This is a genomic window from Thiobaca trueperi, from assembly GCF_004342175.1.
Classification (GTDB): domain Bacteria; phylum Pseudomonadota; class Gammaproteobacteria; order Chromatiales; family Chromatiaceae; genus Thiobaca; species Thiobaca trueperi.
Map to the genome: position 1 here is coordinate 372142 of NZ_SMAO01000004.1, position 22791 is coordinate 394932.

A 22791-nucleotide genomic window follows, 5' to 3' on the forward strand; every position below is an offset into this window, starting at 1 on the left:
CTGGCGCCGATGAGCGCGTGAATCATAGCATGTGATCGTTAAAACGCCCGCGCAGACATTTAATCGATGATAAGGAGCGATGACCGTCGACCATGCATTATCGAGTCTTTTATCTGTTTGACCGATCCGGCGAATCCGTCTCGTCGGCCAGCGCCGTGGAGATGAGCGCCCGGACGATCTGCGAGCAACTGTTGCCGCGCCTGCAAAGCGAGGACGATTATCTCGGGATCATCGACGCCGAAGAGAACATCCTCCAGATTCTCTACGAGCCGGATACCTTCTGTTATTGGGTGGAATTGCCCCTTGACGCCGCCAAGGCGTCCTACGGACGTCATCTCGATCTCGAACCATTGCGGGAACTGATCCTGGGATTGCCGGCCGTCTTTGATCGCGGGTCCATTCCGGGTCTGGAGTACCGTCCCTGGTAGTCAGTGCATCACCGGATGCTGGCGCTCATGCCCTGCCCTGACGATTCACCGCCGACAGCACCGCCCGCAGCGAGGCCGCAACCGTATCCCGATCGATCGCCGCGCCCGTGATCCGCGCGCCCTCCACGTCGAGCTGCACATAGGCGGCGGCCTCGGCATCCGTGCCTTCGCCGATCGCGTGCTCCTGATAGTCCAGAATCCGCAGCCGCTTGCCGCTCCAGGCCGTCCAGGCGGCGACGAAGGCGGCAATGGCGCCATCCCCTTCGCCGCGCAGGATCCGTTCACCGGATCGATCACCGATACGCGCCTCGATCACGTCATGACCGTTGCGGTCGAGCCGGTAGCCGAGCAGCCACTGCGGATCGTCGGCGATGAAGCGGGCGCGGAAGAGTGCATGAATGCTGGCCGGGTCCATCTCGCCGCCGCGTCTCTCGCTTGCCTGCTGGACCAGCGGCGCCAGCTCGGTCTGCATCCAGCGCGGCAGCACCAGACCGTAATCGCGCTCCAGCACGAAGGCCACTCCGCCTTTGCCCGACTGGCTGTTGACGCGAATCACGGCCTGATAATCGCGTCCCAGATCGGCCGGATCAATGGGCAGATAGGCAACCTGCCAGGGCTGGTCGTCCGTCTGACGGCTCAGACATTTGCGGATCGCATCCTGATGACTGCCCGAGAAGGCGGTATAAACCAGCTCGCCCACCCAGGGATGCCGGGGATGAACCGTCAGCCCGGTGCAGTCGGTGCAGACCCGGATGATCTCGTCGGGGTCGCTGAGATCCAGACGCGGATCGATGCCCTGACTGTAGAGATTCATCGCCAGTGTCAGGAGATCGGCGTTGCCGGTGCGCTCGCCGTTGCCGAGCAGGGTGCCTTCGACCCGATCCGCACCCGCCAGCAGCGCCAGTTCAGCCGCCGCCACCGCACCGCCGCGATCATTATGGGTGTGCACCGAGAGGATCACGCCCGCGCGCCGGCTGACATGAGTGGAAAACCATTCCACCTGATCGGCGAAGACATTGGGCGTCGCCACCTCGACGGTCGCCGGCAGATTGATGATGCAGGGGTTTTCAGGCGTCGGCTGCCAGACATCCAGCACCGCCTCGCAGACCTCCAGCGCATAATCCGGCTCGGTCGCGGTAAAGCTCTCGGGCGAATACTGGAAGGTCCAGCGGGTCTCGGGGTAGTCGCGTGCGCCCTGCTGCACCCAGTGCGCGCCCTGACGCGCAATCGTCTTGATCCCCTCGCGATCCTGGCCGAAGACCCAGTCGCGCTGCACCGGCGAGGTGGAGTTGTAGACATGAACGATGGCCTGCCGCGCGCCGACGAGCGCCTCGAAGGTGCGTCGGATGAGATCCTCGCGCGCCTGGACCAAGACCTGAACCGTCACATCGGCAGGGATTCGGTCCTCCTCGATCAGCCAGCGCACGAAGTCGAAATCCGGCTGGCTGGCAGCCGGAAAGCCGACCTCGATTTCCTTGAAGCCGAGCCTGATCAACAGATCCCAGAAACGGCGCTTCTGGGTCACGTCCATTGGCTCCAGCAACGCCTGATTGCCGTCGCGCAGATCCACGCTGGCCCAGATCGGCGCCTGCTGGATCGTGCGGCCAGGCCATTGACGGTTGGGCAGATCGACCACCGGGCCGGGGCGGTATTTGCGATGGTCGAAGCGGTGGGTTGGATTGGTGGTCATGGGTTGCGTCCTAATTTCGCCTGTGGCTCATGTCGATGGATGTCGAAAGGATAAGGCAAAGATACCGGCAGCGGATTGCGAAATCCGCCCATCAAGGCATGGATTGCGCAATAATCCGCCAATCACCAACCGGATAGTGGCAGATCACGCATGACACTCGACCGCTATGACCGCCGCATTCTCGACGAACTCCAACAGGACGGGCGGATCAGCAATCAGGAACTGGCCGAGCGCATCGGTCTCTCGCCCTCACCCTGTCTGCGCCGGGTGCGCGCACTCGAAGAGTCGGGGCTCATCCTTGGCTATCGCGCCGCACTCGACGCGCGCAAGCTCGGGCTGAATCTGCTGGTCATCCTCAGCATCTCGATGGACCGGCACACGCCGGAGCGTTTCGACCGTTTCGAGGCCGCTGTCAAAGGCATGCCGGAGGTTCTGGAGTGTCTCCTGCTCACCGGACGCGATGCCGATTATCAGCTCAAGGTCGTGGTGCGTGACATGGACGCCTATCAGGATCTGCTGCTGAACCGGATCACGCGGATTGAAGGGGTGTCGGGCGTGCATTCCAGTTTCGTGCTGCGACGGGTACTGGAACGCACGCATCTGCCGTTAACCCAGGCATGAGTCGGATGATCGTCAGCGATCATCGAACGACGGAAAGATGACGCTTGATCGCTGGCACGGGAGATGCGTTGATCGAATCAAGGCACCCCTGACCAGCCGGGAAAACAGGAGAACTGACATGTACGCCGAGCAACTTCAGACGCTGATCGTGAACCAGGATCCACAGGATCGGATGCGCGCGCGCCGTCTGCATGGTGTCCTGACCGAACTGACCCTGCGTGACGAAAACACCCTTTACGCCAACACGCGCGGCCTGAGCCAGAACAATCGCCAGCAGGGTTTTCAGCCCGGTTATCTCAACCGTCACAGTGGAGAGTGCGTCCTGTCCTGTTTCGGTGACGGCAACCCGGCGCCCATCCATGTGCTGGACGGCCTGCCGTCGGCCTGGGTGATGGCCCGGGATGCAGACGGGCATGTGACCAGCACGGTGCCTGAGATCGTCTCCGGCTTCATCCGCGACGGCGTTTTCTATACCCGCGACGAGGCGATCAAGGCCACCGCACATTGATCTGTGAATTGCGTCAGGCCGGATGCGCCTGAGCCTCGACCGGCGCCTTGGCCGCACGTGCGGGTGCGCGCCGCCTGGCGTGCCTGTCGATCAGGTTTTTGAGCGCGATCAGCAGTCCGAGCCCGATGAAGGCGCCGGGCGGCAGGATGGCGATCAATGCACCCTGATAGTCGTTGCCAAAATTGAGCGTCAGCGCCTTGCCGGCCTCGCCCAGCAGCAGTTCCGCCTGATAGAAAATCGTCCCCTGAGCAACCAGCTCGCGCAGACCGCCGAGCGTGGTCAGCACCAGCGTGGAGCCCAGCCCGACCGCCAGTCCATCCAACAGTGCCAGATCCACCCGGTTCTTCGAGGCGAAGGATTCGGCGCGACCGATGATGATGCAGTTGACCACGATCAGCGAGATGAAGAGCCCCAGCACCAGATACATCTCATAGAAAAACGCCTGCATCACCAGTTCGACGATGGTGACGAAGGAGGCGATGACCAGTACATAGACCGGGATGCGAACCTCGGGACGCACCAGGTGGCGGACCAGCGAGACGGTGCCGTTGGAGCAGGTGAGTACGGCGGTGGTGGCGAGCCCCATGCCGAGCCCGTTAGTGGCCGAGGTGGTGGTGGCGAGCAGCGGACAGAGCCCGAGCAGGGCGACCAGCGATTGGTTATTGGTCCAGACGCCTTCGCTGACGATGGTTTTAACGCTTTTGGAAGCGGACATCAGGATTTCCCCTGAACAGTGGCAGGCGTACTGGTATCAACGGGGACAAAGAGCCGGTCGCCCTGCTGTCTGACATAAATCAGGGTGTTCTTGACCGCGTTGACGATGGAACGGGGGGTGATGGTGGCGCCGGTGAACTGATCGAATTCGCCGCCATCGCGCTTCACGGACCATTTTTCGAGCGGCGGATCGGTCAGCGACTTGCCCTGGAAATGCAGCACCCAATCCGATTTGGACTCTTCGATCTTATCGCCCAGTCCGGGGGTTTCGTGGTGCGAGAGGACGCGCACCCCGCCCAGGGTGCCGTCGTGCAACACCGAGACCAGGAGCTTGATGGGGCCGGCGTAACCGTCGGGCACCACGGGTTCGAGCACCACGGCGACCGGCTCATCACCCTTGCGTACCCGATAGACCTGGCTGGTGTCGATGCCCAGAAAATCGGGTGCATGGACCTGGATGCGGTCGGCGAGCGGATCGTTGTCGGACTGACCGGCCGGCAGGATGGTCGCGAGTTTGCGCTGCATGGCCTGATGCTGATTATCGACGATGCGTTCATCGACGGTCAGATGGGTAACGGCGACCAGGGTCACGCCGGTGATGGCGAAGGCGCCGAGGACAAAACCGGCGAGCAGAATGGATCGGGTCTTCATCGGTGTTCTCGACCGTGTCCGAAGACACGCGGCTGGGTGTAATAGTCAATGGTCGGGGCGGCAATGTTCATCAGCAGCACGGCAAAGGCCACGGCGTCGGGATAACCGCCCCAGGTGCGGATCGCGAAGACCGTGATGCCGATGATGGCGCCGAAAATCAACTGTCCCTGCCTGGTGGTGCAGGCGGTGACCGGGTCGGTGGCGATGAAGAAGGCGCCGAGGATGGCCGCACCGCTGAAGAGATGAAAGGCCGGGAAGGGGTGGGTCTGCGGATCAAGGGACCAGAAAATGCCGGAGCAGATCGCCAGCGCCAGCAGCATCGACACCGGGATATGCCAGGTGATGGTGCGCCGCCACAAGAGATAAATGCCGCCCGCCAGGAACCAGAACGCGATCCACTCCCAGCCGCGACCGCCGACATAACCCCAAAGTGGGCTGTGGCGGATTTCATCGATTGTCAGATGCAGGTCGAGTTTGCCCCGCATTTCATCGAGCGGCGTCGCCGACGAAATGGCGTCCCAGTCGAGTCCAGCGGGCAGGGTGCCGTCGAGGATCAGCCGCAGCGATTCCATGAACGTAAACGAGTGCTCGGCCAGCATGCCGGGCGCGAGCCAGGTCGTCATGGCGATGGGATAGGAAATCAGCAGAAAGACATAGGCCGCCATCGCCGGGTTGAAGGGGTTGTAGCCCATGCCGCCGTAGAGCTGTTTGACCAGCACAATGGCGAACACCATGCCGAGCAGGGTCAGCCACCAGGGCAGCATCGGCGGCACCGAGATCGCGAACAGCACCGCCGTCACCACGGCGCTGAGATCGCCAATGGCGATCAGCGGCGAACGACCGCGCGCCAGCATCACCGCCGCCTCGGCCACGACCGCGAAGGTCACCGCCAGCACCAGATTGATCAGCAGTCCCCAGCCGAAGAACCAGGTCATCGCCAGCATGCCCGGCACCAGCGCCAGCAGCACGTCCAGCATGATCCGATCAACCCGGTTCACGCGGGGGACATGGGGGGAGGAGATGATGGTTTTCATTGGGTGAGTTGGCAGTTGGTTGGCTTGATCCTGAAAAGTTCCCGTCAGATCATCATTTTGACGACTGACGACTGACGACTGACGACTGACGACTGACGACTGACGACTGACGACTGACGACTGACGACTGCTTACTGAGGACTTTTGACAGCTTCTTTCTGTTTGCGCAGCCGGGCCTGCTTCTCCTGCTCCTGGCGTTCCAGCCGGGCCTGCCGGGCGGCGTGGCGCGCGCGTGCCTGTTCGGATTTGCGTTTTTCCTGCTCGCGCGCCCAGACCTCGGTCTTGGCGTAGCGATAATACTGGACCAGGGGGATATGGCTCGGGCAGACCTGGGCACAGCAGCCGCATTCGATGCAGTCGAAGAGGTTGTAGTCCTGCACCCGGTCCAGATCCTTGGCGCGGGCGTGCCAGTAAAGTTGTTGCGGCAGGAGTTTGGCCGGGCAGACCTCGGCGCAGCGTCCGCAGCGGATGCAGGCCAGCGCCGGACCGGGATCCGGGCTTTCCGCCTCGGTCAGTGCCAGCACACAGTTGGTCGGCTTGGTGATCGGCGTTTCCAGATGCGTCAGCGCAAAGCCCATCATGGGGCCGCCGCAGATCAGTTTGTGCGGCGGCTCAAGATAGCCTCCGCAATGGGCGATCAGCTCGCTGACGGGCGTGCCGATGCGCACCTCCAGATTGCGCGGGGCCGCGATGGCGCGTCCGGTCACGGTGACGATCCGCGAGATGAGCGGGCGTCCCTCCAGCACGGCATCGGCGACCGCCGCCGCCGTGCCGATATTCTGACAGACGATGCCGAGCTGGGCCGGGAGACCACCGCTCGGCACCTCGCGACCGGTCAGGATGCGGATGAGCTGTTTCTCGCCGCCGCTTGGATAGAGGGTCGGGATGGGCACGACCTGGGTACAGGCATGCAGATCCGTCTCGGCCAGGGCGAGACGCATCCGGGCGATGGCCTCGGGTTTGTTGTCCTCGATGCCGATCAGTACCCGCTCGACCCCCAGCAGGTGGTGCATGATGCGCACCCCTGCCAGGATGTGTCCGGCGCGCTCGCGCATCAGACGGTCATCGCAGGTGATATAGGGCTCGCACTCGACACCGTTGATGATGAGTGTGTGGATGGGTCGATCCGCGCCGGGGTCGAGTTTGACGCTGGTCGGGAAGGATGCGCCGCCCATGCCGACCACGCCGGCCCAGCGGATGCGCTCGCGGATGTCGTGCGGGTAGCGCTGCGGATAATCGGTCAGCGGTGGCGGCAATTCGGCCCAGACATCCTCGCCGTCGGTCTCGATCACGGCGCAGAGCGCAGACAGACCGGACGGATGCGGGATGGGATGCGGCTCGATGGCGATGATCCGGCCCGAACTCGACGCATGCACCGGCGCGCTGATGAAGCCGCTGGGCTCGGCGATCATCTGGCCCTTGAGCACCCGGTCGCCGACCTGGACCAGCACGCGCGCCGGGGCGCCGATATGCTGCTGCAGGGGGATGACAAGTCGCGCGGGGAGTGGCGCGGGCTCGATGGCCTGCGCATTCGAGAGCGATTTCTCGTCCGGCACATGGATGCCGCCGTGGAAGGTCCAGAGCCGGGGCAGGGCGTTCGACGGTGGCTGGGGGATGAATGAATGCAGAGCGGCCATGTGTGCGATGTCCATCAGGCGGCTTCACGCTCGGGCGTGGGCGGAACGGCTGCCGGAATCGCCCGACTGGGATAGGGCCAGCGCCAGCGCGGGATGTCTTCAGTCACCGGCACCATGCGGATACAGTCCACCGGGCAGGGCGGCAGACAGAGTTCGCAGCCGGTGCAGTTGACCGCCAGCACGCCATGCAGTTGTCTGGCGGCGCCGACGATGGCATCGACCGGACAGGTCTGCTGGCAGAGTGTGCAGCCGATGCAGGACAGGGGATCGATGACAGCGACCGACGGCTGTTTTTCCTCGGCGTCCAGTGGTACCACTTCGCGTCCGAGCAGGTCGGCCAATGCCAGTACCGTGGTCTCGCCACCAGGCACGCATTGATTGATCTCCGCCTCGCCTTGGGCGACTGCCTCGGCATAAGGACGACAGCCGGGATAACCGCAGTGTCCGCACTGGGTCTGCGGCAGCAGACTGTCGATCTGATCGGCGATGGGGTCGCCTTCGACCCGAAAACGGATCGCCGAATAACCGAGCAGCAGTCCAAAGACGCCCGCCAGCGCGGCGATGGCCAGAATCGCAATCAACATGGTGTGCGGCGCCTCAGTTCGTGACCAGTCCGGCGAAACCCATGAAGGCGAGCGACATGAGTCCGGCGGTGATCAGGGCAATGGCGCTGCCCTGGAAAGGCTCGGGCACATCGGCGACGGCCACCCGTTCGCGTATCGCGGCGAACAGGGTCAGCACCAGCGAAAAACCGATTGCCGCGCCAAAGCCGTAGAGTGCCGCTTCCACCAGGGTGTGTCCCGACTGCTGATTCAGGAGTGCCACCCCAAGTACGGCGCAGTTGGTCGTGATCAGCGGCAGAAAGATGCCGAGCACCTGATAGAGCACGGGGCTGGTCTTGCGCATCACCGTCTCGGTGAACTGCACCACGGCGGCGATGACCAGGATGAAGGCGATGGTGCGCAGATAATCGATGCCGAGCGGCACCAGCAGATAGTCGTTGACCAGCCAGGTGATGACCGAGGACAGGGTCATGACGAAGGTCGTCGCCAGTCCCATGCCGGTTGCGGTTTCGAGTTTTTTGGACACGCCCATGAAGGGACAGAGCCCGAGAAACTTGACCAGCACGAAATTATTGACCAGCACCGTGCCGACCAGAATGAGCGCGTATTCAGTCATGCGAGCCAGAGGTTATGAGAGGGTATGCGAACGCCCTGTGGTCGCCGTTTGACAGCGGCCAAAGACCGTGGAGCGACGCGAAAGCGCGTAAGCATAACCCTCCAAGACGCTTGGTAACAACCAAAATGCGGTAGGGTTATCGGGCGCGATTTAGCGGTGATAGTCGCCCGCCCGCTCCGGCTGATAGAGGACTTCCATGATACGCACACGCAGTGCTCCGCCGCCTGGGTCAGGCCATTCGATCTCATCGCCTTCGGTGAGTCCCAGCAGCGCGCTGCCGACCGGCGCCAGGATTGAGAGGGTGCCCCCACTGGCGTCCGCATCCTTGGGGTAAACCAGCGTCAGGCAGAATTCGTCGGCGGATGATGCGACCTGAAAGCGGACGGTCGAGTTCATGGTCACGACCGAGGGCGGGACTGCGTCTGGATCGACGATGTCGGCGCGATCCAGTTCCTGTTCCAGCTCTCGCCTGCCGGGGAAGGCATCCTGGGGCAGGGAGGTGAGCAGATCCTCCAGTCGTTCAGCGTCGCGCGATGAAATGATGAGTTTGGGCTTGGCGGTCATGATGGGCCTCGTGTTGTTGGTCAGACCGTTCCGGTCTGTGTGATTTGGTCGTGCGTCAAGGATCAGTCTCGAACCGGACCCTGTCATAGATCTCGTCCAGACGGACGGCGCAGCCAATGGAATCGAAAGGGATCATGATGGCGGGATCCGTATAGGCGTCAAGCAGCCAGCGTCCGTCCGGCTGGCGGGTGAAGCAGTCGATGGCATGGCGATCCTGGGCGATCAGCACATACTGGCACAGCCCCGGCAGATCGCGATAGATGGCGAACTTGCCGCCACGATCATAGCCCTCAGTGGACGGCGAGAGGATCTCGACCACCAGGGTGGCGTCAGTCAGCACATCCCGGCGCCGGTCATGAAAGGCCGGTTCATCGCAGAGCACCACGACATCCGGATAGGTGCAGGCTCGGCGATCTCGATTCGCAGACGCATGTCGCTGCTCAGGGCGACGCAGGGGCGGGATTCCAGTTGATTCCCGAGTTTTCTGGCAAGGTTTGCCGAAATCACATTGTGGTTGTAGCTCGCGCCAGTCATCGCAAAGACCTGGCCGGCGACATATTCGTGCTTCTCGTCGATGCACTCGCGCTCGGCGGCGAGGTAATCCTCGAAGCTGTAATAGGGTTGCGGTTGCAGCGACATGGCGGTTTCCTGATTCGAATGGACAGGATTAACAGGATTTTTCAGGATGGACAGGATCTTATAAAGTCCTGTTTTCAATCCTGTCAATCTTGATTCATCCTGTTAATCCTGTCTCATTGATCACTTCACCTTCATCCCCGGCTCGGCGCCCGTATCCGGGCTGAGGATGAAGAGATCCTTACCGCCCGGCCCCGCTGCCAGCACCATGCCCTCGGAGACGCCGAAGCGCATCTTGCGCGGGGCGAGATTGGCGACCATGACGGTCAGCCGGCCTTCCAGATCCCTAGGGTCATAGGCCGAGCGGATGCCGGCGAAGACGTTGCGGGTCTCGCCGCCCAGATCCAGAGTGAGCTGCAACAGCTTGTCCGCGCCCTCGACCTGTTTCGCCTCGCGGATCAGCGCGACGCGCAGATCGGTTTTGGCAAAGGTGTCGTAATCGACCGGCCCGGCGATGGGATCGCGGGTCAGATGCGGGTTGGCGGCGGCTGGCGCGGCATCGGGGGCCATGACCGTCGCGCTCAGATCCTCTTTCGATGCCTCCAGCATGGCGGCGATCTGTGCCGGTTCCACGCGCGTCATCAGCGGCTTGAAGGTCGCGATGGCGTGATCGAGCAGCGGCGTGCCGATGGCCTCCCAGGTCAGCGGTGCGATGCGCAGAAAGGCTTCGGACTCCGCCGCCGTGCCCGGCAGGATGGGGCGCAGATAGCCGATCAGCACCCGGAAGAGATTGATCCCCATCGAACAGATGTCCTGAAGCTCGGCATCCCGCCCGTCCTGTTTGGCGACCACCCAGGGCGCTTTCTCGTCGATGTACTGATTGGCACGGTCGGCAAGGGCCATGATCTCGCGCACCGCGCGGCTGAACTCGCGTTTTTCATAGGCCGCTGCGATCGACTCTCCGGCGGCGACGAACTCGGCGAAGAGTGCAGGCTCGGACAGCGAGCCCGACAGCCGCCCGTCAAACCGCTTGCCGATGAAGCCCGCGCAGCGGCTGGCGATATTGACCACCTTGCCGACCAGATCGGCGTTGACCCGCGCCGTGAAGTCTTCGAGATTGAGATCGATGTCATCGACCCCCGGCCCGAGCTTGGCGGCGAAGTAATAGCGCAGATACTCGGGGTTGAGATGATCCAGATAGGTGCGCGCCTTGATGAAGGTGCCGCGCGATTTGGACATCTTCTGCCCGTCCACGGTGAGAAAGCCGTGGGCGAAGATGGCGCTCGGCACCCGGAAACCGGCTCCGTGCAGGGTGGCCGGAAAAAAGAGCGCATGGAAATAGATGATGTCCTTGCCGATGAAGTGATACAGCTCGGCAGTGGAGTTCTTGCCCCAGAACTGGTCGAAATCCAGCCCCGGCGTGCGGTCACAGAGGTTCTGGAAACTCGCCATGTAACCGATGGGGGCATCGAGCCAGACATAGAAGAACTTGCCCGGATGGTCCGGGATCTCGAAGCCGAAATAGGGTGCGTCCCGCGAGATGTCCCATTCCTGAAGACCGGACGCAAACCACTCGTCGAGCTTGTTAGCGACCTCCTTTTGCAGACTGCCGCCGCGCGTCCACTCGCGCAGCATGGGCTCGAAGTCGCCGAGCCGGAAGAAATAATGATCCGACTCGCGCTGTTCGGGCACCGCGCCCGAGACCGCCGAGCGCGCGTTTTTCAGCTCGGCTGGGGAGTAGCTCGCCCCGCACACCTCGCAGTTGTCGCCGTACTGATCGGGCGCGCCGCACTTGGGACATTCCCCTTTGATGAAGCGATCCGGCAGGAACATCTGCTCGACCGGGTCATAGGCCTGGGTGATGGTGCGTCTGGCGATGTGTCCGGCGTCGCGGTTGCGCTCGTAGATGAGGTTGGCGTAATGCTGGTTCTCGGGCGAGTGGGTCGAGTGATAGTTGTCGAAGCCGACCCGGAAGGCGGCGAAATCGGCCTGATGCTCCTCGCTCACGCGGGCGATGAGATCCTCGGGCGTGATGCCTTCCTGACGCGCCCGCAGCATGATCGGGGTGCCGTGCGCGTCGTCAGCGCAGACGTACCAGCAGTGATGCCCGCGCATCTTTTGAAAGCGCGCCCAGATGTCGGTCTGGATGTACTCGACCAGATGGCCGATATGAATGGGGCCATTGGCGTAGGGCAGGGCGCTGGTGATGAGGATGTCGCGGGGAGTGCTCATGTCGTGACGGGGCTCGGGTGAACGAATGGCATGCATTATTTCATGATTTGAAGACGGGCGAACCATCGCGGCAACCGCCCGCCGGGCTTGAATTCGGTTCGGTTTAGACCAACACTGGCGAAACCCGAGTGCCTGCCGGCTCGATGCCCTGGCATCTCCCGCCTCGCCAATCCCCATAGCCTGCGTCCGCCATTGGCGGGCGTCTGTCCGAATCAATGGAGCACCTGAATGTCCGCAGCCACGAAAGAAGCTATCGAAGCCGCCATCAAGACCTATCAAGAGCCGCATCTGGGCCGCGATCTGATCGCCGCGCATGCCATCAAAGACATCGCCATTGAGGGCGATCAGGTACGGGTCAGGGTCGTTCTCGGCTTTCCGGCACGAGGCGCTCAGGAGGCCATCGCCGCCGCCGTCAAAGACAAGGTGATGGATGTGGAAGGTGTCGCCGGTGTGCAGGTCGATGTGAGCTGGGAGATCAAGGCCCACTCGGTCCAGAAGTCCCTGAAACCCATCGATCAGGTCAAAAACATCATCGCGGTGGCCTCGGGCAAAGGCGGGGTCGGCAAGTCCACGACCGCTGTCAATCTGGCGCTGGCCCTCTCTGCCGAAGGAGCAACCGTGGGTCTGCTGGATGCGGACATTTATGGTCCCTCGCAGCCGCGCATGCTTGGCATCTCCGGTCAGCCGGAATCGATGGATGGAAAGAGTCTGGAGCCGATGAGCGGCCATGGTCTTCAGGCCATGTCCATCGGTTTTCTGATCGACGAGGAAACGCCGATGATCTGGCGCGGCCCGATGGTCACTCAGGCGCTGGAACAGTTACTGAATGACACCAACTGGTCCGATCTGGATTATCTCGTCATCGACCTGCCGCCGGGCACCGGCGACACCCAGTTGACCCTGGCGCAGAAGGTGCCGGTCTCAGGCGCCATCATCGTCACCACGCCGCAGGACATCGCCCTGCTGGACGCACGCAAAGGGCTCAAGATGTTCCAGAAGGTCGAGGTGCCGGTGCTTGGCATCGTCGAGAACATGAGCACGCATATCTGTTCCAACTGCGGGCATGAGGAGCCTATCTTCGGCTCGGGTGGCGGGCAGAGCATGTCGGAGCAATACGGCGTGGATCTGCTCGGCTCGCTTCCGCTCGATATGCATATCCGTGAAGAGACTGATAGCGGCAAGCCCACGGTCGTCGCCCAGCCCGAGTCGCGCGCGACCGCCATCTATCGCGAAATCGCCCGCAAAACCGCTGCCAAGCTGTCGCTGCAGGCCAAGGATTATGCCGCGAAGTTTCCGCGCATCATGATTCAAAATAATTAAACCACGCCGATACTGTTCGTTGTCGTTGTCGTTGTCGTCATCGAAGATTCGCAAACCGGCAACGATTACGACAACGACAACGATCAAAGAGGGTTTCGGAACCTCCGCCACTTGGCCTATTTGACTGTCGCCGGCATGAGCCGGCCATTCCTCAAAACGAAGCGACCACGTCAACCCGGTCGCCGATCTTCAGCCGCTCGAAAAGAAAGCGCGCATCCGGCTCGCCGACACGCACGCAGCCGTGCGAGTCGGGATAGCCCGGCAACCAGCCTTCATGTAGAAAATAATGTCCGTTGAACTGGATTGAATACGGCATCCAGGCCTGCCAGCCGAGCTGGTTGGTGTAGCGCGAAGACACCTTGTCCCGGTCTTTGCTGAGGACCGCAAAACGTCCGGTCGGCGTCGGCGAGCCGGCGGCGCCGGATGAGATGGGGCCGGTTCGCACCACTTGTCCATCCTCGGCATAAGCGAACTGTTGCGCCCCCAGACTGATTGTCAGCGAGCGTTTTGATGGTGCGACACGGCTGTCGTTGCTCGGGGCGGTCTGGGCCGTCTCGACCAGCGGCGCTGGCGTCGTCTCAGGAACGGCCTGTTCCGCGACGGGCAGACGCTCGGGTGCGCGCTGTGACGGCGCGTGCGCGCAGCCGGCCAGAACGGTGGAGGCGACGAGCATGGAGCAGAGGGATCGAGTAAGCGATGTCATGGATGTGTCTCGCATCGATCGGCTATACCTCAACCGTACAGCCACATGTCAGTCGGATCGAGACCGGAGAGCGAAGCTCACTGACGGCGTCGCGCCGGACATGCAGGACGGCGAGTGTGTAGGGATTGAAGACAATCACATCCTTGACGCCCTGGTCCAGATAGAAAGGCGGGCCGATCTGGAGATCCTTGCTCTCGTAACCCTTGCTGATGATCTCGATCACGGCCTCCGGGATCAGCCGGATCGCTTCGTCCTGCTCGTCCGGTTCGCGACAGAAGATGGCAATATCGGGACGTTTGAGCGAACCGTCGGGGAAGCTGACATAGACATCGGCGACATGCACGCAAGCGCAGCCCCGCTCCGCTTCCGGGGCGATAGAGCTGCGGATCCGGTCAACCGCTTTCTGATGCCGATAGAGCGGCTGCGCCTCCCAGATCGGCAGTCCGCCGACGATTTCGAGCCGGACGCCAAGTTCTTCGGCTTGCAGCAGTCTGGAATCCATGCGGCATGACCTCGTGCGTATCTGAAGCCTTGGTTCCGGTCGAATCTTTCGCGGAAATCACGTCAGTGCAACATCTGCATTGCTGAATTAGGCAGCCGCAGGCTCGGTGACCAGAATCCGCCCCATGCCCGGCGCCAGATCGAAATCGAAGGGTGTCGGGATGTAATCCATCGGCCATTCGGGCGAGACATCCACCAGCGGACCAGGTGTCTGGACATGGCGGTAAAGATCCTCGCTCTGAAAATGCTGACGATTCCAGGGATCCTTGTTGAGCACCAGCAACGCCTCGCCCTGACCGTCCGGCGCGCTTTTATGCAGCAGCAGAACCGCTGAATGGGCGTGATCCAGGCGCTTGATCGGCCCTTCGTGGCGGAAGACGGGGTAAGCGTCGCGGATCCCGTTGATCTGGGCGATGTAATGGGTCAGATCCAGGTTCGGCGATTCCCACTGTTCCGGGCGCGTGTTGACCACGTCGAGCCGGCTGCGAAAGCCGTACTCGAAACCAATGGGGATCATGACCCCGGATGCAAAGAGTGCGGAGAACAGATAGCGCTGCTTCATCGCGTGCGGATTGCCGCCCGACTCGCTGAACAGCCGTTCGGTGTCGTGGCTTTCGGGAAAGCTGATGGAGGGCGCGACCCGACGGGTCAGATCATATTGATCGAGCAGCCAGTCGCCCTCGAAGTCCCACCATTTGGAGCTGTTGAAGATGGCGTCGAAACCGGCGGCAGCCGTGGCACAACTCTGTTCCGGTGAACAACCCAGGGTTTCGGCGATGAAGACCGCGTCCGGACGCTCGCGGCGGACGCGCGCGATGAGCTGTTCCCAAAAGGCGTTGGGGAGTTGATAGGCCGCATCGCAGCGAAAGCCACGGAAGCCGAGACTGACCAGATGCAGCACCAGCCTGACGCAGTAATCCAGCAGACCCGCGCGATCTGGCGAGTGCGCGTGATCGAACTGAGCCAGGTCGTACCAGATGACCCGGGAGCCGTCCGGCTCGACACAGAAGGGATTGGCGATCTTTTTGCCGTCATGCAGGAACCAGTCCGGATGCTCCCTGACCAGATTGGAATCCACCGCGCAATGATTGATGACCAGATCGATCATCATCGAAAGCCCCAGGCGCTCGGCCTCCGCGACCATTGCCAGCACCTGATCCTTCGGCGAGACCCGCGCATTCGGGCGCAGAAAGTCTTGATTGATCGCGAAATAATCGGCGATGGAATAGAGGCTGCCCGAACGCCCGGTCTTCTGGATGGGATTGACGAAGACCCAGTCGAAACCCATCGCCGCCGCCCGCTCCAGATGTGGAGTCCAGTCCTCGAAACATCCGGCCAGTCGCGGAAACAGGTTGTATATCTTCATAGAGGATTCGTCATCGATTTAAACCGCGCTCAGCGCGGCATGTGATGTTTATGGATCGGTTTAAATTTGATCTCATAAAATTCCGTACCCGGAATTTTATTGGGAGTCGCGGATGTAGTCGTAGATGTTCAGATAGTCCTGACCCGGAACATTCCAGGAATAATCCGAGCGCATCGCATTTTTCATCAGCTCGCGGAAATGATCGGGGTGATTGCGATAGCAGGCAATGGCGCGCCCGAGCGCGGATTCAAGTCCTGGCAGGTCGTAATCCTGAAAGACATAACCGTTGCGTTCATGCAGTGGGCGATTCGAATAGTCCTTGTCGAACACGGTGTCCGCCAGTCCGCCGATGGCGCGCACCACCGGAATGGTGCCATAGCGCAGCGAGATGAGCTGCGTCAGGCCGCAGGGTTCGAAGCGGCTCGGCACCAGCATCATGTCCGCACCGGCGTAGATGAGATGCGAAAGATCTTCGTCGAAGCCGATCTCCAGGTGGCAATCCGGACTGTCGTTGAGCATCTGCTTCAGGCCCCAGAAATCGCCATTGATGCGGTCATCCGGGCTTGAGCCGAGCAGCACGAACTGACCGCCGCGCTCCAGGGTATAGAAGATGGCGTGACGTACCAGATCCAGACCCTTTTGCGGATCCAGCCGACCGATGAAGGCCACGATGGGTTTCTCGTTGTCGGCGAGCATCAGCCGGTGACGAAGCGCGCGCTTGTTGTCGTATTTGCCGTCGATGGATTCGACGCTGTAATGAACCGGGATATGACGGTCGATCTCCGGGTTCCAGACATCGTAATCGATGCCATTGACGACGCCGCCATATTTGATGTGATGGGTATGCAGCGTCGGCTCCAGACCGAAGCCCTGGCCCTGATCCTTGGTCTCGAAGGCATAGCGCGGCGAGACGGTGGTCACGAAATTGGCGTAGACGATGCCGCCCTTGAGCAGATTCAGCGCCTTGGGATGACGGTTATCGGCCATCCGGGTCTGGTCGAAAAAGCGCTCGGGGCGATGCAGTCCGGTGGCGTGCAGCAGGTCGATTCCGGTCACGCCCTGATGGGCAAAATTATGGATCGTCAGACAGACGCGCGGATGGGTCATGCCGAGCGTCTGATAGAACTCATAGAGAAAGACCGGAACCAGCGCGGTCTGCCAGTCATGGCAATGGATCACGTCCGGATGCTTGCCGCTCTTCCACAGGAATTCCATTGCGGCGCGCGAGAAGAAGGCGTAGCGCAGCACATCGTCCTTGAAGCCGTAGATGCGGCCACGATTGAAGAAATTGTCCGGCGAGTGCGGCTCGATGAAAAAGCACTTGCGGTCATGCACGAAGCCGAAGAAGACCGTGCAATGGATGGCGCCGTCATACCAGGGCACCCACAGATCCTGGTAGACCACATGCAGATCGAAGATCTGGTCATACCGCATCGAGTCATATTTGGGCAGGATGATCTCGACATGATTGCCCCGGATCGCCAGTTCGCGACTGAGCCCGAACACCACGTCGGCCAGACCGCCGACCTTGGCCACCGCCGCCAGTTCGGGCGTGATCTGGACGATGAAGAGGCTGGGGCGTGAAGGTGCGGGCGGGAAATGGACCGGCTCGGGCGAGGTCTCTTCCACATTGGCCTGTTCGGGAAAGGGTTCCGGTCCCTGCTGCACGTCCAGCGCCAGCGCGGGCTCTGGCGTTGTGCTCGGGACGGTCAGCGGGCGGTTTTCAATCTCCGGTTCTGGCTCTGGCGTCGTGTCCGGTGTCGCCTCGGGCTGCTTCATCTCGGTCAGGGTGTCGCGGACGACCGGCCTGGATTCCGGTTTGGCAGATGTGGCGACTGGAGCGGGGGAGGGCGCAGATGCCGGGGCGGATACTGGCGATGCTGCGGCTGCCGGAGCCTCTGCGGCCTGTGCCGGTTCCGCCGCTTTGACCGCGCGCGCGCGCGGACGCGCGGCAGATGGTTTCATTGGGGCGGGTTTGACAACCGGCGCATTCGCTTTCTGGCCGGTCGCCGACTGGGCGTCCGCCTTCCCTTTGATCAGAGACGAAAAGGCTTCGGGATCAGGCTGTTGACTCTCCACCGGCAGCGTCGGCACCGTTACCGACACAGCAGGCGTTGCCTCGGTCGGTGTCGCAGCCTGTTTGCGAAGCGGTGCGGCTTCAGCCCTGGCGGCTTGATCCGTTTTGCGGGAGACAGTGGTGACCTGTTTGGATCCAGTCGGCTTTTTTGCCATGGACTCGTTTCCTTCTGAGGATGCAATCTGCGTGCTAGTGTAACCCAGCCTTCACGGAACCGCCCCCATCCTTGTTGGCGGTCCAGCCGTTCTCAGGCGCCATTCCCTCGGGTATTGAAGGCGACATTCCAGTGCTCATCCGTGGCGTCCACCGGGATGGCGGTGAGTTCGAGCGTGCCGACCTCGGTCACGGCGGCTTGCAGACGCACCGCGACCACCTCGCCCTTTTTGCGATCCTTGGCTGGCAGTGTGGTCTGGATCTCGTCGAGTTCCTCCAGTTCGTCTTCCCGCCACTCGTCCAGCAGATCGCCGACCTGATCCTCGCGCCGCACGCTGGAGCCGAAGAAGCGGAAACGCACCGGCTCGCCGACCACCAGGCCGAATTCCTGCGGCGGGGCGACCGGGGCCGAGCCTTCCTCCAGACCGAAAGGCACCAGACAGAGCGCCTGGATCTCGGGCTCCATACCTGGAATGGCGGGCATGGCGCTTTCCACACCCACATAATAGGTATGCGAGGTGCCGCCGCGAATTCGCACCCCGCCATGCCGACGCACATGGGCATAGAAGGCCGCGCCACGCGCCACGGCCAGATCCAGATCGCGCGCCTCCAGCAGACGCGCAGGCGGTGCGTCTTCAGCCGCCAGCCATTGATTGAGCACCTCCAGCACCCGCGCCTGGAGCGGTTCGGCCTTGAAGACCCCCCCATTGAAGAGTACGGCGGTCGGATGCAGGAAGGTCGCATCCGGGCGCTGATCGACGAAGCCGGCCAGATCTTCGGTCGCCCCCGCCTGACGCCCCAGAAACGCCGCAAGATGACGGGTGACGGCGGGATCCTGCGCATAGGGCAGACCGACCTTGGTCAAGGCGCCGCGCGAGCGGCTGGCCGGACGGCTGCTGGCCTCGACCGCCGGGAAAAAGCCCTCGATCAGGCTGGTCCGCACCTCCTCGCGGGTCAGCTCGGTGCGGATACTGCCGCCGATCAGACGCGAGCCACGGCTCGGCACCACCACCGGCACCCGTTCCAGATCGGGATCGGCCAGCAGCGATTCCTTGGCCTGACGGCAGCCGTGGGTGAGCGCCTGCAACTGCCAGCGGTCCAGCTCGACGCCGGTCTGCGCGAGCTTCCCGCGCAGCAGATAGGCCAGCGCCAGATCCATGTTGTCGCCGCCGAGCAGGATGTGCTCGCCGACCGCCACCCGGGTCAGCTCCAGCGCGCCCGCGTTCTCGGTGACCGCGATCAGCGAGAGATCCGTGGTGCCGCCACCGACATCGACCACGAGGATGACATCGCCGACCCGCACCTGATGACGCCATTCGCCCCGGCTGTCGTTGACCCAGCTATAGAGCGCCGCCTGCGGTTCTTCCAGCAGCACCAGATGTTTGATGCCGATGGCGCGTGCCGCCTCGGCGGTGAGTTCGCGCGCCGCCGGATCGAAGGAGGCCGGCACCGTGACCGTGACTTCCTGCCGATCCAGCGGCTCGTAGGGATGCATCCCGTTCCAGGCGTCGCGCAGATGGCTGAGAAACTGGACGCTGGCCTCGAAGGGCGAGATCTGCGGAATCTCATCCGGCGCGCCTGCCGGGAGAATGGGGGCTTTGCGATCCAGATCCGGATGACAGAGCCAGCTCTTGGCGCTGGAGACCAGCCGGATCGGGGTCGTGGCGCCCTGACTGCGCGCCAGCTCGCCGCCGATGCGGGTGGGATCGCTCTGCCAGGGCAGGCCCAGATCGTCGGCGCGGAATTCGTCCGGATGTGGCAGATAGAGAAAGGACGGCAGCAGCGGACGTGCCTCGACCGTTCCCGGCGAGACGAGCTGCGGGATCGGCAGCAGCGCCTGGACGATGTCCTCGCCCTCGCTCTTCTCCGCATCGACGTAGGACAGGGCGCAATGGGTGGTGCCCAGATCGATACCGACGGCGTAGCGTGTCGCGCTCACAGTTCCACCTCCGCCGGTGCCAGGATTCGCAGGTCGTGCGTGCTGGCAAGCTGCGGCAGACGGGTCTCGACCACGTGCCAGCCGCGATGCGCCAGATGGCCGGTAAAGGGTGGATCGCCGACCAGATTCCCTGTCGGGCGGATCGCCGAGGCATCGAAACCCGGCTCCAGGGTGATGCGACTGCCTTCCGGCTCGTCGCGCACCGGGGCGATGGTCAGGTATTCCTGCAACACCCGCTGGCAGCCCTGATGCACGACCCGCGCAGCGGCGCCGACCTCCTGATCGGAATAGCTCTTGATGTCCTCATGGAGAAAATCCAGCAGACGCCCCTCTTTCTGGAGCAGACCCAGCAGCAGCAGGGCCGAATCCGGCGGCGCTTTCTCCAGCGCAGCAGGCGGTGCGGGCGCCGGACGGGTATCAGCAGGGAGCCGGTCGCGGATCCAGTCTGCCAGTGCATGAGCGGCGCGCGAATCGGCCAGTTCGCGGCGTGCACGCCCCAGAGCCGCAATGACCCTGGGCGTCTGATGTTTGAACCAGTTGGCGGTCGAACGGACGACCGCCGCCTCTCGCAGTTCATCACGAATGCGGATTACGGTGGCGGCTGCCCTCCGCAGAATGGAAGGCGCTGGAGCGGTCATGCAGGATTCCTCATGGTCTTTAAAGGGCGTTGAAAGATGCTGAACGTCAGGAACGGCGGCGGTGGCATAATCTTACCGCAGCCGGACGCCAGAGACAGGCGCGGGCTGATGACAAACCAAACCGCGCCCAGAGTGACATGAGATGACGCCTGAGACAGCCCCGCCCGCCCCCGAGCACCGTCAGGAGATGATCGCCATTGCCGCCTATTATCTGGCGGAACGTCGTGGATTCAGTCCGGGCGGCGCCGAATCGGACTGGTTCAGCGCCGAACAGATGATCGATAACATGCTCGCCGATCAGTCATGCGGACGTCTGGTCGAGCAGGAGGGCGCGCGGACCGTGATTCGCAATGCGCTCTTGATGCAGGGCGAGCCTCTGTAAGGGGGCTGGAACCGGCCACCGATGCAGAGTCTGCCGATGGCGTCCATGACTGCAATCAGGTCCGACACGGGGTCGGTGCGGAACCAGCACATCAGCGGTCATCGACTGCTGCCATGTCGGGCGAATGGCCACACGGCGCGAATTCAATCATGCAAGTCGTTTATGTTCTGTTGTTAGCCCTGTTCATCTCGATGGTGCTGGTTCCGCCATTGTCGCGTCTCGCCGGACCACTGGGTCTGACCGACAAACCGGACGATGGGCGCAAAATTCATACCACACGCATTCCGCGGGTCGGCGGGATCGCCATCGTCGCCGGTAGCGTCACGCCGATTCTGCTGTGGGTGCCGATGGGGCCGGATCTGCGCGCCTTCATGATGGCGGTCGGGGTGCTTTTTGTGTTTGGCGTGCTGGATGACCGGTTCAATCTCGATTATCGCCTCAAACTGCTCGGTCAGGCGCTCGCCGCCCTGATCGTCACGCTTGGCGGCGGCATCCTGATCCAAACGATTCCCTTTCTGGGCGATAACTCTCTGTCCGCGCTCTTTGCCGTGCCGCTGACGGTCTTTGTGCTGGTTGGGCTGACCAATGCGGTCAATCTGTCCGATGGTCTCGACGGATTGGCTGGCGGCATCAGTCTGCTCGCGCTCGGCGGTCTGTCGGTTCTGGCATGGCAGGGCGGGAATCACCCGGCCTTCATGGTTGCCCTGGCCATGATGGGGGCGACCTTTGGCTTTCTGCGCTTCAACACCAATCCGGCGCAGATCTTCATGGGCGATACGGGCAGTCAGTTTCTCGGCTTTGGCGCTGGCGTGCTCGCCATCATGGTGACCCAGCGTGAGGACTCCGCCGTGGGACGTCTCGTGCCGCTCCTGATCCTGGGGCTGCCGGTCCTCGATACCCTCACGGTCATGGTCCGACGTATTGTCGAGGGCCGCTCGCCCTTTGCCGCTGATCGCTCGCATCTGCACCATCGCCTGCTGAATGCGGGGCTGAGCCAGCCTCAGGCAGTGACCCTGATCTATGCGGCTCAGTCCCTGCTGATTCTGCTGGCCTGGCTGCTGCGTTATAGCGCCGACGCCGTGGTGCTTGGTGTCTACCTGCTCTTCGCGGCGGCGGTGCTGTTCGGTCTCTGCCGGCTTGTACGGTATCGTCAAGGGCACGCATGGCGGCATCCCGCAGCCGGATCCGGTCCCCCGGCGCTGGATTCTGAACCGCTTTGGCGTCCGTCCCAGCTGCTGCGTGGCACGCCCTTTGTCCTGCTCAGTCTGGCGGTGCCCGCGACCCTGTTTCTCGGTGCACTGGTTGTCGGCTCGGTGAGTCGCGATATCGGGAGTCTGGCCGGAATTCTGCTGGTTCCGGTGCTGCTGGCACCCTGGCTGAAGCCGCGATTGCGGTCTTATCTTGACCGTCTCACCCTCTATGTTGTTGCGGTCGTCGTCGTTTATCTGGTCACAGGTACGCCCGGGCTCGCTGAATGGTCCCATGCGATCCTGGCGCTTTTCGCCGCGATTGGCGTCCTGACCGCTATCTGGGTTCGTTTTGCCTGGATCAACTTCCAGGTCACATCGCTGGATCTCCTGATCCTGCTCATTGCCCTCGTCGTGCCGAGTCTTGCCGATCCCTGGTTCAAGCAACTCGGAATGGTGGCGGTACAGTCGATCATCCTCTTTTATGCCATTGAGGTTCTGATGGCGGAGCGGAATGATGCCTGGGGTCCGCTGCGTCTCGGTGTCATCGCCGCCCTGGTGGTGCTGACCTGCAAGGGATTATGGTGTGTTTGACGATGCAGCCGGGTGCGCCCCGATGCATGCAGGACAGGGGCGTCGTGGCAAAATCCTGGGGGATGCGCGTGATATGATTCCCAGCCGGGACGTTTTC

23 protein-coding genes are annotated in these 22791 nt (G+C 62.5%); 6 read left to right on the top strand and 17 right to left on the bottom strand.

Annotated elements, in window-relative coordinates; genetic code table 11:
- Positions 1 to 92 precede the first annotated feature (92 nt).
- Positions 93 to 428 (top strand): hypothetical protein, encoded by a 336-nt coding sequence (locus EDC35_RS09830; RefSeq protein WP_132977067.1) that lies wholly within the window; start codon positions 93 to 95, stop codon positions 426 to 428.
- 25 nt (positions 429 to 453) lie between these two features.
- Here EDC35_RS09830 and leuA read toward each other — a convergent pair whose 3' ends face one another.
- Positions 454 to 2118, bottom strand: coding sequence for a 2-isopropylmalate synthase (gene leuA, locus EDC35_RS09835; protein ID WP_132977068.1), 1665 nt, complete (start codon positions 2116 to 2118; stop codon positions 454 to 456).
- Positions 2119 to 2268: 150 nt separating this feature from the next.
- Between leuA and EDC35_RS09840 the strand changes: the two genes are divergently transcribed.
- A complete protein-coding gene (locus EDC35_RS09840) occupies positions 2269 to 2739 on the top strand; it encodes an Lrp/AsnC family transcriptional regulator (RefSeq protein ID WP_132977069.1) in 471 nt (156 codons plus the stop codon).
- 118 nt (positions 2740 to 2857) lie between these two features.
- Positions 2858 to 3247, top strand: coding sequence for a hypothetical protein (locus tag EDC35_RS09845; protein WP_132977070.1), 390 nt, complete (start codon positions 2858 to 2860; stop codon positions 3245 to 3247).
- 13 nt (positions 3248 to 3260) lie between these two features.
- Here the strand turns inward: EDC35_RS09845 and EDC35_RS09850 are convergent, their stop codons facing one another.
- The 10 genes from EDC35_RS09850 to metG form a co-directional block, all read right to left on the bottom strand.
- Positions 3261 to 3962 (bottom strand): electron transport complex subunit E, encoded by a 702-nt coding sequence (locus EDC35_RS09850; protein ID WP_132977071.1) that lies wholly within the window; start codon positions 3960 to 3962, stop codon positions 3261 to 3263.
- A complete protein-coding gene (gene rsxG / locus EDC35_RS09855; RefSeq protein ID WP_132977072.1) occupies positions 3962 to 4612 on the bottom strand; it encodes an electron transport complex subunit RsxG in 651 nt (216 codons plus the stop codon). The genes EDC35_RS09850 and rsxG overlap by 1 nt, the downstream gene beginning before the upstream one ends.
- Entirely contained in the window at positions 4609 to 5646 is a 1038-nt protein-coding gene (gene rsxD, locus EDC35_RS09860) for an electron transport complex subunit RsxD (RefSeq protein ID WP_132977073.1), read from the bottom strand. Before rsxD ends, rsxG begins: the two co-directional genes overlap by 4 nt.
- Positions 5647 to 5777: 131 nt before the next feature.
- Complete coding sequence (gene rsxC / locus EDC35_RS09865; protein ID WP_132977074.1) at positions 5778 to 7283, bottom strand: electron transport complex subunit RsxC; 1506 nt, start codon at positions 7281 to 7283, stop codon at positions 5778 to 5780.
- Positions 7284 to 7297: 14 nt separating this feature from the next.
- On the bottom strand, positions 7298 to 7867 hold the full coding sequence (gene rsxB / locus EDC35_RS09870) for an electron transport complex subunit RsxB (protein WP_132977075.1): 570 nt from the start codon (positions 7865 to 7867) through the stop codon (positions 7298 to 7300).
- Positions 7868 to 7880: 13 nt separating this feature from the next.
- Positions 7881 to 8462: an electron transport complex subunit RsxA gene (gene rsxA, locus EDC35_RS09875; protein WP_132977076.1), complete on the bottom strand. Its 582-nt coding sequence runs from the start codon at positions 8460 to 8462 to the stop codon at positions 7881 to 7883.
- Between the two features lie 150 nt (positions 8463 to 8612).
- Positions 8613 to 9026 carry a nucleoside diphosphate kinase regulator gene (rnk, locus tag EDC35_RS09880; protein ID WP_132977077.1) on the bottom strand — a complete coding sequence of 138 codons (414 nt, stop codon included), beginning with the start codon at positions 9024 to 9026 and terminating at the stop codon, positions 8613 to 8615.
- 55 nt (positions 9027 to 9081) lie between these two features.
- Positions 9082 to 9366, bottom strand: a complete 285-nt coding sequence (locus EDC35_RS18845; RefSeq protein WP_424565289.1) for a Uma2 family endonuclease — start codon at positions 9364 to 9366, stop codon at positions 9082 to 9084.
- Positions 9360 to 9665: a Uma2 family endonuclease gene (locus EDC35_RS18850; protein ID WP_243651584.1), complete on the bottom strand. Its 306-nt coding sequence runs from the start codon at positions 9663 to 9665 to the stop codon at positions 9360 to 9362. The genes EDC35_RS18845 and EDC35_RS18850 overlap by 7 nt, the downstream gene beginning before the upstream one ends.
- 120 nt (positions 9666 to 9785) lie before the next feature.
- Positions 9786 to 11834, bottom strand: coding sequence for a methionine--tRNA ligase (metG, locus tag EDC35_RS09890; RefSeq protein WP_132977078.1), 2049 nt, complete (start codon positions 11832 to 11834; stop codon positions 9786 to 9788).
- Between the two features lie 228 nt (positions 11835 to 12062).
- On the opposite strand from metG, the gene apbC reads away from it, so the two are divergent.
- Entirely contained in the window at positions 12063 to 13154 is a 1092-nt protein-coding gene (gene apbC, locus EDC35_RS09895; protein ID WP_132977079.1) for an iron-sulfur cluster carrier protein ApbC, read from the top strand.
- A 151-nt stretch (positions 13155 to 13305) separates the two neighbouring features.
- Here the strand turns inward: apbC and EDC35_RS09900 are convergent, their stop codons facing one another.
- From EDC35_RS09900 to EDC35_RS09925, 6 genes are all read right to left on the bottom strand, one after another.
- A complete protein-coding gene (locus EDC35_RS09900; protein ID WP_132977080.1) occupies positions 13306 to 13857 on the bottom strand; it encodes a L,D-transpeptidase in 552 nt (183 codons plus the stop codon).
- A 22-nt stretch (positions 13858 to 13879) separates the two neighbouring features.
- On the bottom strand, positions 13880 to 14359 hold the full coding sequence (locus EDC35_RS09905; protein ID WP_132977081.1) for a Uma2 family endonuclease: 480 nt from the start codon (positions 14357 to 14359) through the stop codon (positions 13880 to 13882).
- A gap of 87 nt (positions 14360 to 14446) precedes the next feature.
- On the bottom strand, positions 14447 to 15724 hold the full coding sequence (locus EDC35_RS09910; protein WP_132977082.1) for an alpha-amylase family glycosyl hydrolase: 1278 nt from the start codon (positions 15722 to 15724) through the stop codon (positions 14447 to 14449).
- Positions 15725 to 15820: 96 nt separating this feature from the next.
- Entirely contained in the window at positions 15821 to 17956 is a 2136-nt protein-coding gene (gene glgA, locus EDC35_RS09915) for a glycogen synthase GlgA (RefSeq protein ID WP_165903396.1), read from the bottom strand.
- A 92-nt stretch (positions 17957 to 18048) separates the two neighbouring features.
- Positions 18049 to 19893: an Hsp70 family protein gene (locus EDC35_RS09920; RefSeq protein WP_132977083.1), complete on the bottom strand. Its 1845-nt coding sequence runs from the start codon at positions 19891 to 19893 to the stop codon at positions 18049 to 18051.
- Positions 19890 to 20531: a DUF2760 domain-containing protein gene (locus EDC35_RS09925; protein WP_243651585.1), complete on the bottom strand. Its 642-nt coding sequence runs from the start codon at positions 20529 to 20531 to the stop codon at positions 19890 to 19892. Before EDC35_RS09925 ends, EDC35_RS09920 begins: the two co-directional genes overlap by 4 nt.
- A gap of 142 nt (positions 20532 to 20673) precedes the next feature.
- On the opposite strand from EDC35_RS09925, the gene EDC35_RS09930 reads away from it, so the two are divergent.
- Together EDC35_RS09930 and EDC35_RS09935 are read left to right on the top strand one after the other, a co-directional pair.
- On the top strand, positions 20674 to 20913 hold the full coding sequence (locus EDC35_RS09930; RefSeq protein ID WP_132977084.1) for a DUF2934 domain-containing protein: 240 nt from the start codon (positions 20674 to 20676) through the stop codon (positions 20911 to 20913).
- A 149-nt stretch (positions 20914 to 21062) separates the two neighbouring features.
- On the top strand, positions 21063 to 22694 hold the full coding sequence (locus EDC35_RS09935) for a glycosyltransferase family 4 protein (protein WP_165903397.1): 1632 nt from the start codon (positions 21063 to 21065) through the stop codon (positions 22692 to 22694).
- Positions 22695 to 22791: the final 97 nt, after the last annotated feature.